Origin of the sequence: Hyphomonas sp. NPDC076881 (assembly GCF_050269995.1) — a bacterium.
Taxonomy (GTDB): domain Bacteria; phylum Pseudomonadota; class Alphaproteobacteria; order Caulobacterales; family Hyphomonadaceae; genus Hyphomonas.
In genome coordinates this window covers 92,060-106,616 of record NZ_JBNNJJ010000010.1, presented here as the reverse complement: position 1 = coordinate 106,616, position 14,557 = coordinate 92,060, and the positions used below count along the sequence as shown (strand labels likewise).

General features: G+C 64.4%; 15 protein-coding genes. 13 read left to right on the top strand and 2 right to left on the bottom strand.

Going from position 1 to position 14,557, the window contains the following annotated elements; genetic code table 11:
* The first annotated feature begins 55 nt into the window (after positions 1-55).
* From ACQKI2_RS12580 to cobD, 11 genes are read left to right on the top strand one after another with little or no spacing between them, the layout of a single operon-like run.
* A complete protein-coding gene (locus ACQKI2_RS12580; protein ID WP_427380008.1) occupies positions 56-1,972 on the top strand; it encodes a TonB-dependent receptor plug domain-containing protein in 1,917 nt (638 codons plus the stop codon).
* A gap of 43 nt (positions 1,973-2,015) precedes the next feature.
* Positions 2,016-2,606, top strand: a complete 591-nt coding sequence (locus tag ACQKI2_RS12575) for a DUF7676 family protein (protein WP_427380007.1) — start codon at positions 2,016-2,018, stop codon at positions 2,604-2,606.
* Entirely contained in the window at positions 2,599-3,462 is an 864-nt protein-coding gene (locus tag ACQKI2_RS12570; protein WP_427380006.1) for an ABC transporter substrate-binding protein, read from the top strand. The genes ACQKI2_RS12575 and ACQKI2_RS12570 overlap by 8 nt, the downstream gene beginning before the upstream one ends.
* Positions 3,455-4,501, top strand: a complete 1,047-nt coding sequence (locus tag ACQKI2_RS12565; RefSeq protein WP_427380005.1) for a FecCD family ABC transporter permease — start codon at positions 3,455-3,457, stop codon at positions 4,499-4,501. Before ACQKI2_RS12570 ends, ACQKI2_RS12565 begins: the two co-directional genes overlap by 8 nt.
* Entirely contained in the window at positions 4,498-5,307 is an 810-nt protein-coding gene (locus tag ACQKI2_RS12560; protein WP_427380004.1) for an ABC transporter ATP-binding protein, read from the top strand. Before ACQKI2_RS12565 ends, ACQKI2_RS12560 begins: the two co-directional genes overlap by 4 nt.
* The gene (locus tag ACQKI2_RS12555; protein ID WP_427380003.1) at positions 5,301-5,699 is read left to right on the top strand and encodes a DUF1636 family protein; all 399 of its coding nucleotides are present in this window, start codon (positions 5,301-5,303) and stop codon (positions 5,697-5,699) included. Before ACQKI2_RS12560 ends, ACQKI2_RS12555 begins: the two co-directional genes overlap by 7 nt.
* Positions 5,700-5,703: 4 nt before the next feature.
* Positions 5,704-6,708, top strand: a complete 1,005-nt coding sequence (gene cobT / locus ACQKI2_RS12550; RefSeq protein WP_427380002.1) for a nicotinate-nucleotide--dimethylbenzimidazole phosphoribosyltransferase — start codon at positions 5,704-5,706, stop codon at positions 6,706-6,708.
* Positions 6,705-7,481 (top strand): adenosylcobinamide-GDP ribazoletransferase, encoded by a 777-nt coding sequence (gene cobS, locus ACQKI2_RS12545; RefSeq protein ID WP_427380001.1) that lies wholly within the window; start codon positions 6,705-6,707, stop codon positions 7,479-7,481. Before cobT ends, cobS begins: the two co-directional genes overlap by 4 nt.
* A complete protein-coding gene (gene cobC, locus ACQKI2_RS12540; protein WP_427380000.1) occupies positions 7,472-8,008 on the top strand; it encodes an alpha-ribazole phosphatase family protein in 537 nt (178 codons plus the stop codon). Before cobS ends, cobC begins: the two co-directional genes overlap by 10 nt.
* On the top strand, positions 8,005-8,952 hold the full coding sequence (cbiB, locus tag ACQKI2_RS12535) for an adenosylcobinamide-phosphate synthase CbiB (protein ID WP_427379999.1): 948 nt from the start codon (positions 8,005-8,007) through the stop codon (positions 8,950-8,952). The genes cobC and cbiB overlap by 4 nt, the downstream gene beginning before the upstream one ends.
* The gene (gene cobD / locus ACQKI2_RS12530) at positions 8,949-9,950 is read left to right on the top strand and encodes a threonine-phosphate decarboxylase CobD (protein ID WP_427379998.1); all 1,002 of its coding nucleotides are present in this window, start codon (positions 8,949-8,951) and stop codon (positions 9,948-9,950) included. The genes cbiB and cobD overlap by 4 nt, the downstream gene beginning before the upstream one ends.
* On the opposite strand, the gene cobU is transcribed toward cobD, so the two are convergent.
* Both cobU and ACQKI2_RS12520 read right to left on the bottom strand, forming a co-directional pair.
* Positions 9,940-10,455: a bifunctional adenosylcobinamide kinase/adenosylcobinamide-phosphate guanylyltransferase gene (gene cobU / locus ACQKI2_RS12525; RefSeq protein ID WP_427379997.1), complete on the bottom strand. Its 516-nt coding sequence runs from the start codon at positions 10,453-10,455 to the stop codon at positions 9,940-9,942. The two genes, cobD and cobU, sit on opposite strands and share 11 nt — an antisense overlap.
* 96 nt (positions 10,456-10,551) lie before the next feature.
* Entirely contained in the window at positions 10,552-11,637 is a 1,086-nt protein-coding gene (locus tag ACQKI2_RS12520) for a glutathione S-transferase N-terminal domain-containing protein (protein ID WP_427379996.1), read from the bottom strand.
* 147 nt (positions 11,638-11,784) lie between these two features.
* Here ACQKI2_RS12520 and ACQKI2_RS12515 point away from each other — a divergent pair, with 147 nt between their 5' ends.
* Positions 11,785-12,765, top strand: a complete 981-nt coding sequence (locus tag ACQKI2_RS12515) for a GAF domain-containing protein (protein WP_427379995.1) — start codon at positions 11,785-11,787, stop codon at positions 12,763-12,765.
* 187 nt (positions 12,766-12,952) lie between these two features.
* Positions 12,953-14,476 (top strand): aldehyde dehydrogenase, encoded by a 1,524-nt coding sequence (gene adh / locus ACQKI2_RS12510; RefSeq protein ID WP_427379994.1) that lies wholly within the window; start codon positions 12,953-12,955, stop codon positions 14,474-14,476.
* Positions 14,477-14,557 lie beyond the last annotated feature (81 nt).

Sequence of the window (14,557 nt, the reverse complement as noted above, 5' to 3'; positions counted from 1 at the left end):
TCGGTCATCCGTATGGATGCAATCGGGGGACCTGTCCCCCGGATGGAGAATAGCAATGTCCTCACATGCAGTGAGAGCAATCACTGGCGCTTTGCTCGGCGCCGCCAGCCTGAATACACTTTCCTTCGCCTATGCTCAGTCAACGGAAGACGAAAGCCGGCAGGAAACCATCACCATCACGGCGAGCCGCCTGAACCTCGCCCCGCGCGAGATCGGCAGCGCTATCGCCCTCGTTGATCGCGCGGCCCTGGAAACCGGCCAGATCATCGCCCTGAAGGAAACCCTGCAGGATATTCCGGGCGTCCAGATCAGCGCTGGCCGCCCCGGCGGCAGCACGAATGTCAGCATCCGCGGGTCGGATAATGATCAGGTGCTGTTCCTGTTCGACGGCATCAAGCTGGGCGACCCCAGCTCCACCAGCACGCAGTTTTCCTCCGACAACATGACATCGCTCGATATCGAACGTATCGAAGTCCTGCGCGGCAATCAGAGTTCCCTCTATGGCTCCGATGCCATCGGCGGCGTCATCAACATCATCACCCAGCGTGCCACCGAAGAAGGCCTCCGCTTCAATGTGGAGGCAGAGGCCGGCGGCTATCTCGGCGTGTCGTCGGAACATGGCGACCACCTCCTGCAGCGCGGCGGCGTCTCGCTGCTCGGCAAGCAGGGCAAGCTCGATTACCGCCTGTCGCTGACGGGCACAAAGACGGAAGGCCCCTCCATCGCAGACCCGCGCACGGGCCCATCTGTCACCGAAGATGACGACTATTCCGTCTGGGCCATCAGCGGCCGCGCCGGCTACCAGATCTCCGAAACTCTGTCGGGCCAGGTTGTTGGTTTCTACAACGACTCCTCCACCGATCTCGACAATACCACCAGCGACAGCGTCAACACGGTCGACAAGAAAGACACCGCCTACGCTGTTCAGTTGACGCATGAAACACCGGACAGTGCCTGGAAGAATGAGCTGACCCTCTCGCGCTATAATGCAGAACGCCTCTATTTCGGCCCGTTCTATTCCTCCGGGGGCGATCTTTATGACGGCACCAAGGACACAGCCCTTTTCCTCACGCGCTATACGGGCTTCGACAAGGTCCAGATTTCCGCTGGTCTCAACTGGGAAGATGAGTCTACGGATCAGGTAACGCTCTATTCCGGCAATTTCAGCGAAGGCATCTCCACCAGTTCCGTCTTCACAGAGCTGGCCTTCCGGCCCACCGAAGCACTTTCGATCACGGTCGCCGGCCGCCTCGACGACAATGAACGCTTCGGCCAGTTCGACACTTATCGCGTCACGGGCGCTTATTATCTGCCCGCCACGCTCGCAGGCGGCGATGTAAAGCTGCGCGCCAGCTATGGCACAGGCGCCAAGGCGCCGGGTCTCTACCAGCTGTTTGACCCCACCTATGGCAATGCCGGTCTGAAAGTGGAAACCTCCGAAGGCTATGACGCCGGCGTGGATATCAGCTGGGCCAGGGCCGCGCTGGAATTCTCCGTATTCCACAGCGATGTGGAAGACGAAATCGCCTTTGGCTATCCCCCGGGAAAGCCATCGGGCGGCTATATTCAGTTCGGCCGCACGAAGAAACAGGGCGCCGAACTCGGCCTGCGTTATTCGGTGACGGACTGGCTCAGCCTGTCCCAATCCTTCATGGTGCTGGATGCTCAGAATGAGGAAACCGGCCTCTGGCTTGGCCGCCCGCGCTATTCGGGCACAACCAGTGCCACAGCTCAGTTGACGGACAGGTTCGATCTCACAACACGTCTGCGTTACCGGTCGGATAACGCCTCCAGCTATGGCGGTGTCACGCCTGGCTTTGTCACGCTTGATCTCCTCGGAAACTATGATCTGACCAGCCGGGTCGCGCTATATGGCCGCCTCGTGAACGCTCTGGATCAGGACTACCAGCTTTCCTACGGGCGCAATGAACTCAACCGCAGCCTCTATCTCGGCGTCCGCGCGCGCTTCTGAGCGCGCGGCAACGCCCTGTCAGACCCCAAGGGAAGCCAGCAACATGACCACCGGAACCAGCCGCAGAATTCCGAGAGCGGACATACAGACAAACGGCCGCACAGAACATATCTGGGCCTTGCCTGTCGATCAGTCCTTTCTCGAAACACTCCTGCGGGATCTCTTCGAGAATCATCCTGAGAAGCTCACCTTCGGGCCCCTGATCCAGGGCGCCGCCTATGAACTGAAAGCCCCCGGCAAGCCGGAACGCATCACGCTCAATGACGGTTACCTTACCGTCCATTGGGGTGGCCGGGGGCATTTTCATCTCTGCATTGGCAGCAATTATGGCGCCCTGAAAGGTGAAGGCGGCGGCCCGGAATTGATGGTCCGCCGCCGTACAGCCCGCGCTGAGTTCTATCGCAGCCTCGACAAGCATGGCCACCCGGTCAGTTGGGGCCTCCGTCTCTTCAATGGGGCAGGCGAGCCGCAGATCGCGATCTTCATGCCAAATCCCTTTCTCACGGATGATGATCAGCTGGCAGAGGAAAATGATTTCTCCCGCCTCGCGCTTTGGGAGTATCTGATGCAGCACTATGCCGGGCACGGGCCAGACCAGTTGGACCGGCAAGGGAAGGGCTTCCGGCATGGCTAGGCGTGTGGCCTTCTGCCTGGCAGTGCTGGCGTTCCTTGCTGGACCGTCTGCGTCCGCCCATGCCGAAACGCCAAAACCCCGCGCCGCCTCGGCCAGCATCTGCGCCGACCAGTATCTGCTCGCTCTCGCCGATCCCGAGCAGATCGCCTCGCTCAGCTGGCAGGCAACCGGTCCGCTCTCCACCTTCGCGGAAGAAGCCGCCGCCTATCCCTCCAATCACGGCGGGGCGGAGGAGTTTCTTGATGCGAATGTCGAAATCCTTATCCTGAACAGTCATGGCTCCATGGAGCTGCGCCGCATCATGGGCCAGTTCGATGTCGAGATGGTCGTCATTGCCACCACCACCATCACTTTCGATGAGATTGCCCAATCCGTGCGCGATGTCGCCGCAAAGCTGGATCAGACAGCGCGCGGCGAAGCCCTCATCGCCGACATGCAGGCGCGCCTTGCCCGCATAAACCGTCAGGTGGCGGAGGAAGGTGCAGGTCCCTCCGTCACCTATTTCCGTCCGGAAGGCGGCGGCGCTGGGGCGGGCACCTTTGTTGACACGGCCCTGCGCCATGCCGGCTTCCGCAATCTGCAGGCAGACCTTGGCAACACCGGCTGGGGCCGCGTCCCGCTGGAACAGCTCGTGCTTACCCCGCCCGACGGCCTCGTCACCAGTTTCTTCGACACGGCCTATAAAGGCGTCAACGCGCGCTTTTCCAGCCATTCCCTGTTCACGCGGCTGTCGGCAGAAAAGCCCGTCATGCCGGTGCCGGGCCGTTACTGGACCTGCGCCGGTCCCATGCTGATCGATGCTGTGGAATCTCTTGCGGCTCAGCGCCGTGAACATTTCGGAGGTGGTCATGACTGAAGAAGCCACAGCCGCGCCGCGCCGCAGCGCCCATTCCGTCAGCCATCGCATCAGCTGGCTCAGTCTCAATCTCGCCCTTCTGGCGCTGATCGGGGTCCTTGCCTGCGTCTCGCTCACCATTGGCTATGTTACTTATCCGGTTGCGGATGTTGTGGCGGCCCTCTTCGGCCTTGGGGATGAGAAAGTCATCACCATTGTGCGGGAGTTGCGCCTGCCGCGGCTCCTGCTGGCGCTCGCCATCGGGGGCGGGCTTGGCGTGTCCGGCGCCGTGCTGCAGGGCCTCCTGCGAAACCCGCTGGCAGAGCCTGGCATTCTCGGCATCTCTTCCAGCGCCAGCTTCGGCGCCGTCATCACCATCTATTTTGGCCTCTCGGCCACCTTCCTCTATGCGTTGCCGATGGCGGCAATGGCAGGCGCGGCCGCCGCTACAACCGTGCTATATTTCCTATCCGCCCGGAATGCCAGCACGCTGACGATCATTCTCGCTGGCGTCGCCATCGGCGGGCTCGCCATCTCGCTCACATCCCTTGCCATGAACCTTTCGCCCAATCCCTGGGCCATCAACGAGATGATCTTCTGGATGCTCGGTTCGGTGAAGGACAGGTCGATGCATGATGTCGCGCTCGCCGCGCCCTTTGTGCTGGCCGGGGTAATCCTCCTCCTGCTGACCAGCCGGGCGCTCGATGCGCTGACGCTCGGCGAAGATGCCGCGCGCAGTCTCGGCGTTGATCTGAAGCGCGTCCGCGCCCTCGCCATCATCGGCACCAGCCTGGCCATCGGCGGCACGGTCGCCGTCTCCGGGGGCATCGGCTTTGTCGGCCTGGTCGTGCCCCATCTGCTGCGGCCCCTGGTCGGCCATGTCGCCAGCCGGCTGCTCCTCCCCAGCTTGCTCGCGGGCGCCGCCCTCGTCCTCGCGGCAGACATCGCCGCCCGCCTCATCCGCGTCGGCGTCGAGATCCATCTCGGCGTGCTCACTTCGTTGATCGGCGCGCCCTTCTTTTTCTATCTGATCCTCAGGACAAGGCAGCGCGTCGAATGAGCCTTCTGGAAGCCAGGAACATCTCCGTCGATATCGGCCGCACACGGATTCTCACGGGCGTGTCCGCCAGCTTCCGGTCCGGCTGCCTGACCGGTCTTGTCGGCCCGAACGGCGCGGGTAAATCCACCCTTGTGCGCACGCTCTGTAACCTCCTGAAGCCCGCCGCAGGGGAGGTACACCTGGCCGGCGCACCCATCACCAGCTTCCATCGCAGACAGCTCGCCCGCAAGCTCAGCTATCTGCCGCAGGGGCACACGATGCACTGGCCGCTGGAGGTCGAGCGTCTGGTGGCGCTCGGCCGCCTGCCGCATCTCGGGCCTTTCTCCGATATCGGCCCGCAGGACCAGGCCGCCATAGACCGAGCCATGGCGCGTACGGAGGTTTCCGCCTTCCGTTTCCGTGTCGCCGAAACCCTCTCGGGCGGCGAGCGTGCCCGCGTCATGATGGCCCGCGCCCTGGCGGTTGAGGCAGATATTCTCCTGGTGGATGAGCCCGTTGCCGCGCTGGATCCCTACCATCAGCTCCACGTCATGGAACTCCTCCGCGGCCTGGCTGATGAAGGCAAGCTTGTCGTCTGTGTGCTGCACGATCTCGCCCTGGCGGCCCGCTTCTGCAATGCCGCCGTTCTGATGTCGGAAGGCCGCGTCCTGGCGCAGGGCGCGCCGCAGGATGTGCTGACGGACACGCATCTGCGGGCGGCCTATTCCATCCGCTCCCTTCAGGGCCAGCATGAGGCCGAACCCTTCATCCTTCCCTGGCGCCGCCTGGATGCGGACGCCTCAAAGCCGGAGCCCCGCCCATGCTGAAACCTGCCTCTGACGCCGCCATCGTGGTCTGCTCCACCTGCCGCCTCACCGAGACCCAGCGGGAGAATGAGGAGGGCAAGCGCGGCGGCGCCCTGCTTGCCGAAGCCCTCCGCGCCGAGGCGGCAAAGCGCGCCGGCCCCATTGTCATCGAAGACATGCCCTGCCTCTTCGCCTGCTCCCGCTGGTGTACGGTCCATCTGCGCGCTGAAGGCAAGATCTCTTATGTCCTCGGCGGTTTCGAGCCGACAGCGGAGGCCGCAACCGCCATCCTCGATTATTTTGAACACTACCTCGTCAGCAAGCATGGCGTCGTTCCGTATAGGAACTGGCCGGAAGGCGTCAAAGGCTACTTCATCACCCGCTCTCCGCCCTCCGGCAAAGTGGTGGGCTGAAGCCATGGCCCTGCTGACAGACGCCGCCCTCCAGGCCGCCATCGACGCCAAGACCAAGCCGCTCGGCGCCCTTGGCCGCATCGAAAGCCTCGCCGCGGATATCGCCCGTTTCCAGAATACGATCCGTCCTCGGATGGAGCGTTGCGGCCTCATCATCTTTGCCGGAGATCACGGCATCGCAGGGGAGGGCGTCTCGAAATTCCCGCAGGCCGTCACGCGCCAGATGGTGCTGAACTTTCTCGCAGGCGGCGCGGCGGCCAATGTCTTTGCCGCCACATCTGGGGTCAGCCTGCGCGTTGTCGATGCCGGCGTCGCGGGCGATCCTATCATCCACCCCCGCCTCATTTCCCGCCGCATTGCCCCCGGCACGGCCAGCAGCCTGCATGGCCCGGCAATGACACCGGCCCAGCTTGCCGCCGCCCTGGCCGCAGGTAAATCCCTCGCCGAAGAAGGCAGTGATGACGCCCTTGCTTTCGGTGAAATGGGCATCGCCAACACCTCCGCCGCCACCCTGATCGGCCACAAGCTCACCGGCGTCCCCCTCTCTGCCCTCACAGGCCGGGGGACTGGCCTGGATGACGCGGCCCTCGCCCGCAAAACAGAAATCCTCGCTCGCGCCGCCGCGCGCACACCAGATAATCCGCTGGCGGAAGAAACCCTCATCCAGTATGGCGGCTTCGAAATCGCCATGATGGCGGGCGCCATGCTCGGCGCGGCCGGGGCAGGGCGGATGATCCTGGTGGATGGCTTCATCGCCACCGCCGCCGCGCTCGCCGCCGCCCGGCTTGACCCCGCCGCCCGACGCGCCATGATTTTTGCTCACACCTCGCCGGAGCCTGGCCACAGGCATCTCCTCGCCGCGCTGGATGCTGCGCCTTTGCTTTCTCTCGGCATGCGCCTGGGCGAAGGCACTGGCGCGCTGCTCGCCTGGCCGCTGGTGCGCGCTGCTGCCGCCATGCTCCGCGATATGGCGAGCTTTGAAGACGCAGGGGTCAGCGGTCCGGCATGATACGTTGGCTGACGAATGAGGCGGCGATCCTGCTGCTGGCGCTGCAATTCCTCACGCGCCTGCCGGTGCCGGCGGCGCGCCTGTTCACGCAGGCCCGGCTGGCAGCCACGCCGCGCTACTATCCCCTCATCGGCCTTCTCATCGGCTGCCTCGCCGCGCTCGCCTATTGGGCGGCCGCGCAGGTCTTCCCGCCGCTCCTCGCCGCGCTGCTCTCCACCGCCGCCACGCTGCTGTTTACCGGCGCCTTCCATGAGGATGGCCTTGCCGACACATTTGATGGCGTCGGCGGCGGCGTCACGCAGCAGCGTGCCCTGGAGATCATGAAAGACAGCCGCCTCGGCACCTATGGCGCCGCCGCCCTAGTCCTGGCGCTTGGCCTCAAGGCCGCCGCCCTCGCCGCCCTTCCGCTTGCTTTTGTCCTCGCGGCCCTGATCGCCGCCCACGGACTATCGCGCGCCTCCGCCGTGCTCGTCATCGCCACCAGCCGCTATGTCCGCTTCGAGGGCAAGGCAAAGCCGGTTGCCACCGGCCTCGGCTGGGGCGGCCTCGCCGTCACGCTACTCAGCGCCGCCGCCATCTTCGCTGCCCTCGCGGGCCCCGCCCACTGGCCCCCCAGCGCCATCCTCTCGGCCCTCGCCGGTCTCGCCCTCGGTCATGTGGCCCTGCGCCTCTTCTTCGAGCCAAAGCTCGGCGGCTATACCGGAGACGCTCTCGGCGCGGTTCAGCAGGCCAGCGAAATCGGTTTTTATCTGGGGCTTCTCGCTTGGCTCTGATCCTCGTCCGCCACACCCGCCCGGAAGGCACAGACGGCCTCTGCTATGGCCGCCTCGATGTACCCCTCGCCGCGAGTTTCGAGGAAGAGGCGCGCGCGCTCAATGCCGGTCTGCCGCCCTTTGAGCGTCTCGTCACCAGCCCGGCCACCCGTTGCCGCCGGCTCGCAGACTGGCTTGGCGCGCGGCGGGGGCTTGTGCCGCTTGTCGATCATCGCTTCCAGGAAATGGATTTTGGCCGCTGGGAAGGCCGCCTCTGGTCGGAAATTCCCGAAGGCGAAATAAATGCGTGGGCAGAGCATTTCTTCGAAGGCCGCCCCCATGGCGGAGAGAACGTGGCAGACCTCGCAGACCGTGTCGGCCGCGCCCTCACCTGCGTCCGCCGCTGGCCGGGAAACATCCTCATCATCACCCATGCCGGCGTGGTGCGCGCCGCGCTGGCCGCAGCAGGGCAGGCAGGCGCCTGGGAGGCCAGCATCGCCTATGCCTCCGCCACATGGCTCGACGGGCTGGAGGCGAGGGAGGAATGACCGCGCTGCTGATGGCCGGTGCCCTCGCCCTGGAGGCGGCCTTCGGCTGGCCGGACTGGCTCTACCGGCGCATCCGCCATCCCGTCGTCTGGATCGGCGCGCTCATAGCCGCGCTGGAGCGCCGCCTCAACCGCCCCGCCTTCAGCCACCGCGCCCGCTACGTCCTTGGGGCCCTCACCAGCCTCCTCACCCTCGCCGCCACTGGCAGCGCCGCCGTCGCGCTCACCCGGCTCATCCCCGAAACGGTTTGGGGCGCGGGCCTCGAAATGCTGATCGCCTCCAGCCTCCTCGCCTCGCGCAGCCTGTATGCCCATGTCGCCGCCATCGCCGCGCCGCTGGAGGCGGGAAACCTGGCCCTCGCGCGGGAGAAGGTGTCGCTGATCGTCGGGCGCGATCCTGCCCGGCTCGACGCCCCCGCCATCACGCGCGCCGCCCTCGAAAGCCTTGCAGAAAATGCGTCCGATGGCGTCATCGCGCCGCTGTTCTGGGGGGCAATCTTCGGCCTGCCGGGCATCGCGGTCTACAAGGCCGTCAACACGCTGGACTCCATGATCGGCCACCGCTCAGACCGTTATGCGGCCTTCGGCGGCTTTGCCGCCCGGCTGGATGACGTCGCCAATTTCATTCCCGCCCGCCTCACAGGCCTGCTCATCGCGGCGCCGGCATGGCGGCGCGGCGCTCTCTCGATCATGCTGCGCGACGCGCCCCGCCACCGCTCGCCCAATGCCGGCTGGCCCGAAGCGGCCCTGGCCGGCGCGCTCGGCGTGCGTCTTTCCGGCCCGCGCGTCTATGGAACGCAGGTGAGTGACGAGCCTTGGCTGAATGCGCCTGCGCCTGATCCCCGGCCTGATCAGATCTGTCCGGCCTTGTCCGGATTTGTCCATGCGGTGTCCCTTGCGGGCCTCCTTCTGGCGGGGATCGGTATCCTCTGGTGCCTCGCATGACCGGGCCTGACCTCGTCCATGGCGGCGCGCTCGACCGCGTGAAAGCCCTTTATCCTCAAGCCCCTCAGCCCTGGCTGGACCTCTCGACCGGCATAAGCCCCCATCCATACCCCGCGCCGCCCCTCCTGCCGCACAGCTTCGCCCACCTGCCCACCGCCAGCGAAAACGAGGCTTGCCGTCAGGCGATGGCGCAGTATTACGGGGCGCCGGTGGCCAGTTTGATGCTGGTTCCGGGCACGGAAATCCTCATCCGGCTTCTGCCGTCACTCCTTGAAGTTCAGACAGTTGCACTCGCCCGGCCAACCTATGGCGATCACCTTTCCTGCTGGCAGACTGCGGGGGCGAACGTGATGGAGATGACAGACCCGGCAGACCTCGCCGGCAAGGTGGATGCCATCGTCGTCTGCAATCCCAACAATCCCGATGGCCGGATCTGGCCGCCGGATGTCCTTGAAGACTGCCGCGCGCGCCAGGCCGCCCGCCAGGGCTGGCTGATCCTTGATGAGGCGTATGCGGATATTGCCCCCAGCCTCTCCCTCGCCGCGCGGGGCGGGGCGGCGGGTCTGATTGTCCTGCGCTCTTTCGGCAAGTTCTTCGGCCTGGCCGGCCTTCGTCTCGGCGCCCTGATCGCTCCGGAGGCGCTGCTGCGGGAGGCGCAGAAACGCTTCGGCGTCTGGCCGGTCTCCGGTCCGGCGCTGCATGTGGGAACACAGGCAGTGGCAGACACAGACTGGATTGCCGCGGCCCGGCACCGGCTCGAAACGTCCAGACTGGCGCTTGATGAGGCTTTGAGCGGCGCCGGGGTACCCATCGTCGGCGGCACATCGCTGTTCCGCTATGTGCAGGTGCCCGATGCCCATGCCCTGTGGCAGGCGCTGGCAGAGCAGGGCATCTATACGCGCCGCTTCTCCTGGAGCCGGCACCATCTTCGTGTTGGTCTGCCTGCGGATGATGCAGGTAGGCAGCGCCTCTCCGCTGCCCTCGCCGTTAGCCTTTGAGCACCAGGGGCAAACCCGCGGCAACAAACTCCACCCTGTCCACCACTTCCGCCACCCTCTGGTTCAGCCGGCCCTGCTCATCCCGGAAGGCGCGCCCCAGCGGCGTTTCGGGCACAAGCCCCATGCCAACTTCATTGGAAACAAGGCATACGGGCGTCTTCATCTCCCCGATGGCGGCGCACAGCCCGGCTGTTTCGGCCGCCACATCCCGCCCGCCCAGCATCAGATTGGACAGCCACAGCGTCAGGCAATCCACCAGCACAGCGCGCTGGCTGTCCTTCAGACCCTGCAGGGTACTGACCAGTTCCAGCGGCGTATCCACCGTCTGCCAGCTGCCATCGCGCTCGCTCTGATGGCGCGCGATCCGCTCGCGCATTTCCTCATCAAACGCCTGCGCGGTCGCCAGGTAAATCCGCTGCGCCGCTGCGGCCTCAACCAGCGCCTGCGCCCGCCGGCTTTTCCCCGAGCGGGCCCCGCCCAGAACCAGCGTACTCTTCATATCCATGGCCCAATATTCTGTTTTGTCTGCGCTTGTTTCTCTAGGCACCGATCATCCCGCCCGCAACCGGGCATGCCCTCCGGCGCAGCCTCTTTTCAGCGGTTAGCGAAGAACGCTCTGCCACAACCGGTCCAGCGGTTTGCCGGGGCCAGGGGGAATGGCGGTCACGCTGCCGGCAGGTGTCCCGGCCAGGCACGCGCCCCCGTCTCCCAACCAGGCAAGCGCTGCGGCGCGCTCTTCTGCCGTCAGGCCGGCAAACGCCCGCTGCAATTCTCCAAGGCAGGCCCATCTGTAGGGAGAAGCAGGCAGCTTCCAGCGAACGCCTTTCTCTTCATAGCTCACAAATCGCTGCCGGTTTTCAACGGCGGCCGCGTTGAGGGCCAGATAGGGAAGATAGTCGGCGCCAATGCGTTGCAGCAGCGGTCCCAGGTCATCGGGAACATCGCCGGGCAGGGGCGCGGCTGCATGGGCCTCCGGGCCGGTCGCCCACATGCGGCTGACCCAGGCAAGCGTGTGGGGCGCTTTCTCGCGGAGAAGGGCGGCGGGTGTGGGATCATAGGAAAAGTGCCGGAAAAACGGCCCCATCAACCCGAAATCCGCTTCAACCGGCCGCTCTCCCATCAGATAGCTCCGTTTTGAGAAGATCGTTTCCAGCACGCCGAGCAGCCAGTGAAACTGTTCCTCGATCAGAGGCGCGGTTTCCCGCGTCACGCCATCCTGCTTCAGATAGGTGCGGCGCTGACGATTGAGGATGAACCATGTGCGCAGCCCGTGCGGTCCCGGCACATCCCGCAGCAATGTCCGCGCAATCTGGGAACTCATGAGCTTGGCATCTTCCGCGAAGGCCCACCGGTAATAGAGGGCGGGGCGCCACAGCCATTCATCAAACGCATCTTCCAGAAGCAGGCTGGCAAAGCGCGCCAGCGGTGTCCGTGGACGGAAGGATGGCCCGGCGGTGCCTGCTTCAAAATGGGCGATAATCGGGGTTGTATCCGTCAGCCAGGCTCCATCCGGGCAGCCAAGCTGGGGCATCTGGGCAACGCCGGTCCGGGCTGCGCAGGCACGAAAATCCGCGCTGTCCATTTCCACATATTCGAACGCAATGCCTTTGGCCCGCAGATAGGTTTCCAGCTTTCCCGTGAAGTAGGAGAGCTTCAGGCCGTGGAGGCTATATGCTTGGGTGCTCATCTGGTCCTCGTCCCGATTTTCTCTGAAATATCATCGCTCAAATATTTTGGCACACTAAATGCCATAAAATCTGCAAATGGGAAGCCGGCTTCATCGCCTGATATTCCGATAGCCCTGACCGGCATTTCCGGTGTATCTATTGCCAGCATGGATGACCGTCGTTCATCGCATTCGGCCAATCATGCGGAGAAGGTTGCAGAGATCGTAGCCTCACGCTCCGCTGCTGCGCGCTCGCCGGTGGCGGCGTCCTGGGTCCGCTCCTTTCACAAATATGGGCTGGAGCCGGATGCGCCCAGCCGGACGGGCCGTCTCAGCCAGTCGGAGGTCGGCCTTCATCGCGAGGCAATTGGCCGGCTGTTTCATGTGTCTCAGGCTGTGATGGATCAGCTGCATGCCAGCCTGGGGCTGGCCGGGTGCAGTGTGATCCTGTGTGACGCCGATGGCATCGTGCTGGATCAGCGGCTGCGCGCGGGAGACCAGCAGGATTTCGAGACGGCCGGCCTGGCAAGGGGGGCGGACTGGTCGGAGAAGCGTCAGGGCACCAACGGAATCGGCACGGCCATTGCCGAAGGCCGGCCAGTGCATGTGCTGCGGGATCAGCACTACCATACCCGCAATACCTCGATGATCTGTCTGGGCGCGCCGGTCTTTGGGGAGACGGGCAAGCTGGCGGCGGTGCTGGATGTCTCCTCCTGCCGGGGGGATCTCGATGCGGCCTTTGTGGCGCTGATTGCCCAGACTGTGGAGCAGGCGGCCATGCGGATCGAGGCGGAGAATTTCTGCCGCTCCTTCAGCCAGGCCCGGATTGTTCAGGGCACGGCAGAAGGCCAGCAGGGCCCTGTATTGCTTGCGGTTAATGGCGATGATCTGGTCATCGGCGCAACCCGGAGCGCCCGGCTGCATTATGGGCTGGACGATGCGGCGCTGATCTCTCCCCGTCCGGCGATGGATATTCTGGGCGACCAGGAGCGGCGGGGCATGGGGCTGGAAAGCGCCGAGCGGCGGGAATTGCGCCGGGCTCTGGCGCGGGCAAATGGCAATGTCAGCGCCGCTGCGCGCCTGCTCGGCATCAGCCGGGCGACGCTTTACCGGCGGATGGAAAAGCTGGGCCTCCTGCCGGAAAGCTGAGCCTTCCGGGGTATTTTTCCGCACTTTTCACGGTCAGACTGTCTCAGTTTCGAGACAATTGCGGACATTTCCGGACAAAGCGGGGCATGACACAGACAGGCTGCGGCCTGATCCTGCCTCCATGCTCTCGCACCCAGCGACGAGGGCCAGTCACCAGTTGACATGTCACAAGCTCACGGAGGAACCCATGGCTGACACTGCTCACGCGCCCGCTCAATTCACCGTCTCTCCCTTCAAGGCCCGTTACGACAATTTCATCAATGGCCGCTTCGTGCCGCCGGTGGGAGGCAGGTATTTTCAGAACACCTCACCGGTCACCGGGCAGGTCATCTGCGAGATTGCCCGCTCCACAGCCGACGACATCAATCTGGCGCTGGATGCCGCGCATGATGCCAAGCAGCGCTGGGGGCAGACCTCGACTACCGAGCGCGCGCTGATCCTCAACCGGATCGCTGACAAGATGGAATCCCATCTGGAACTTCTGGCCCTGTGCGAGACATGGGACAATGGCAAGCCCATCCGCGAAACGATGGCGGCAGACCTTCCGTTGGCGGTCGATCACTTCCGCTATTTCGCCGGGTGTATCCGCGCCCAGGAAGGCGGGATTTCGGAAATCGACCATGACACGGTGGCCTACCATTTCCACGAGCCGCTGGGTGTTGTCGGCCAGATCATTCCCTGGAACTTCCCCCTGCTCATGGCGGTATGGAAGCTCGCGCCGGCACTGGCGGCGGGCAACTGTGTCGTGCTGAAGCCGGCCGAGCAGACGCCGGCCTCGATCATGGTGTTTGCCGAACTCATCGCGGATCTCCTCCCACCCGGTGTGCTCAACATCGTGAACGGCTTTGGCCTGGAGGCGGGGAAACCCCTCGCCTCCAGCAACCGCATCGCCAAGATCGCCTTCACCGGCGAGACGACGACGGGCCGCCTCATCATGCAGTATGCGTCCGAAAACCTGATCCCGGTAACGCTGGAGCTGGGCGGAAAGTCTCCCAACATCTTCTTCGCGGATGTGATGCGGGAGGATGACGATTATCTCGACAAGGCGCTGGAAGGCTTCACCATGTTCGCCCTGAACCAGGGCGAAGTGTGCACCTGCCCGTCGCGCGCGCTGATCCATGAGTCGATCTATGACCGTTTCATGGAGCGCGCCCTGAAGCGCGTGGCCGCCATCAGGCAGGGAGACCCGCGCAACCCCGAAACGATGATCGGCGCGCAGGCCAGTTCCGAGCAGAAGGAGAAAATCCTCTCCTATTTCGATATCGGCCGGCAGGAAGGCGCCGAAGTGCTGATCGGTGGCCAGGCCGCCGATCTGGGCGGCGATCTGACCGGCGGGCATTATATTCAGCCCACGGTTCTGAAGGGCCATAACCGGATGCGGGTGTTCCAGGAGGAAATCTTCGGGCCTGTGGTTTCGGTGACCACCTTCAAGACCGATGAAGAGGCCCTCGCGATCGCCAATGATACGCTCTATGGCCTGGGCGCGGGGGTGTGGAGCCGGGAGGCCAACACCTGCTACCGTTTCGGGCGGGGCATTCAGGCGGGCCGCGTCTGGACCAATTGCTATCATGCCTATCCGGCGCATGCGGCCTTTGGCGGATACAAACAGTCTGGCATCGGGCGGGAAAACCATTCCAAGATGCTCGACCACTATCAGCAGACCAAGAACATGCTGGTCAGCTATTCACCGAAAAAGCTCGGCTTCTTCTGAGCCTCGTAGAACTGCGTATTGAAGGCATATGGGAAGGCCCGGATGATCGGGCCTTTCCATCCCCGCCGTAATATCCGTGAA

Coding starts and splice junctions, on each gene's coding strand:
- ACQKI2_RS12565 (WP_427380005.1), top strand. CDS start 3,455: ATGACTGAAGAAGCCACAGCCGCGCCGCGCCGCAGCGCCCATTCCGTC.
- cbiB (WP_427379999.1), top strand. CDS start 8,005: ATGACCGCGCTGCTGATGGCCGGTGCCCTCGCCCTGGAGGCGGCCTTC.
- cobU (WP_427379997.1), bottom strand. CDS start 10,455: ATGGATATGAAGAGTACGCTGGTTCTGGGCGGGGCCCGCTCGGGGAAA.
- ACQKI2_RS12555 (WP_427380003.1), top strand. CDS start 5,301: ATGCTGAAACCTGCCTCTGACGCCGCCATCGTGGTCTGCTCCACCTGC.
- ACQKI2_RS12580 (WP_427380008.1), top strand. CDS start 56: ATGTCCTCACATGCAGTGAGAGCAATCACTGGCGCTTTGCTCGGCGCC.
- adh (WP_427379994.1), top strand. CDS start 12,953: ATGGCTGACACTGCTCACGCGCCCGCTCAATTCACCGTCTCTCCCTTC.
- cobS (WP_427380001.1), top strand. CDS start 6,705: ATGATACGTTGGCTGACGAATGAGGCGGCGATCCTGCTGCTGGCGCTG.
- ACQKI2_RS12520 (WP_427379996.1), bottom strand. CDS start 11,637: ATGAGCACCCAAGCATATAGCCTCCACGGCCTGAAGCTCTCCTACTTC.
- ACQKI2_RS12560 (WP_427380004.1), top strand. CDS start 4,498: ATGAGCCTTCTGGAAGCCAGGAACATCTCCGTCGATATCGGCCGCACA.
- ACQKI2_RS12570 (WP_427380006.1), top strand. CDS start 2,599: ATGGCTAGGCGTGTGGCCTTCTGCCTGGCAGTGCTGGCGTTCCTTGCT.
- ACQKI2_RS12515 (WP_427379995.1), top strand. CDS start 11,785: ATGGATGACCGTCGTTCATCGCATTCGGCCAATCATGCGGAGAAGGTT.
- ACQKI2_RS12575 (WP_427380007.1), top strand. CDS start 2,016: ATGACCACCGGAACCAGCCGCAGAATTCCGAGAGCGGACATACAGACA.
- cobD (WP_427379998.1), top strand. CDS start 8,949: ATGACCGGGCCTGACCTCGTCCATGGCGGCGCGCTCGACCGCGTGAAA.
- cobT (WP_427380002.1), top strand. CDS start 5,704: ATGGCCCTGCTGACAGACGCCGCCCTCCAGGCCGCCATCGACGCCAAG.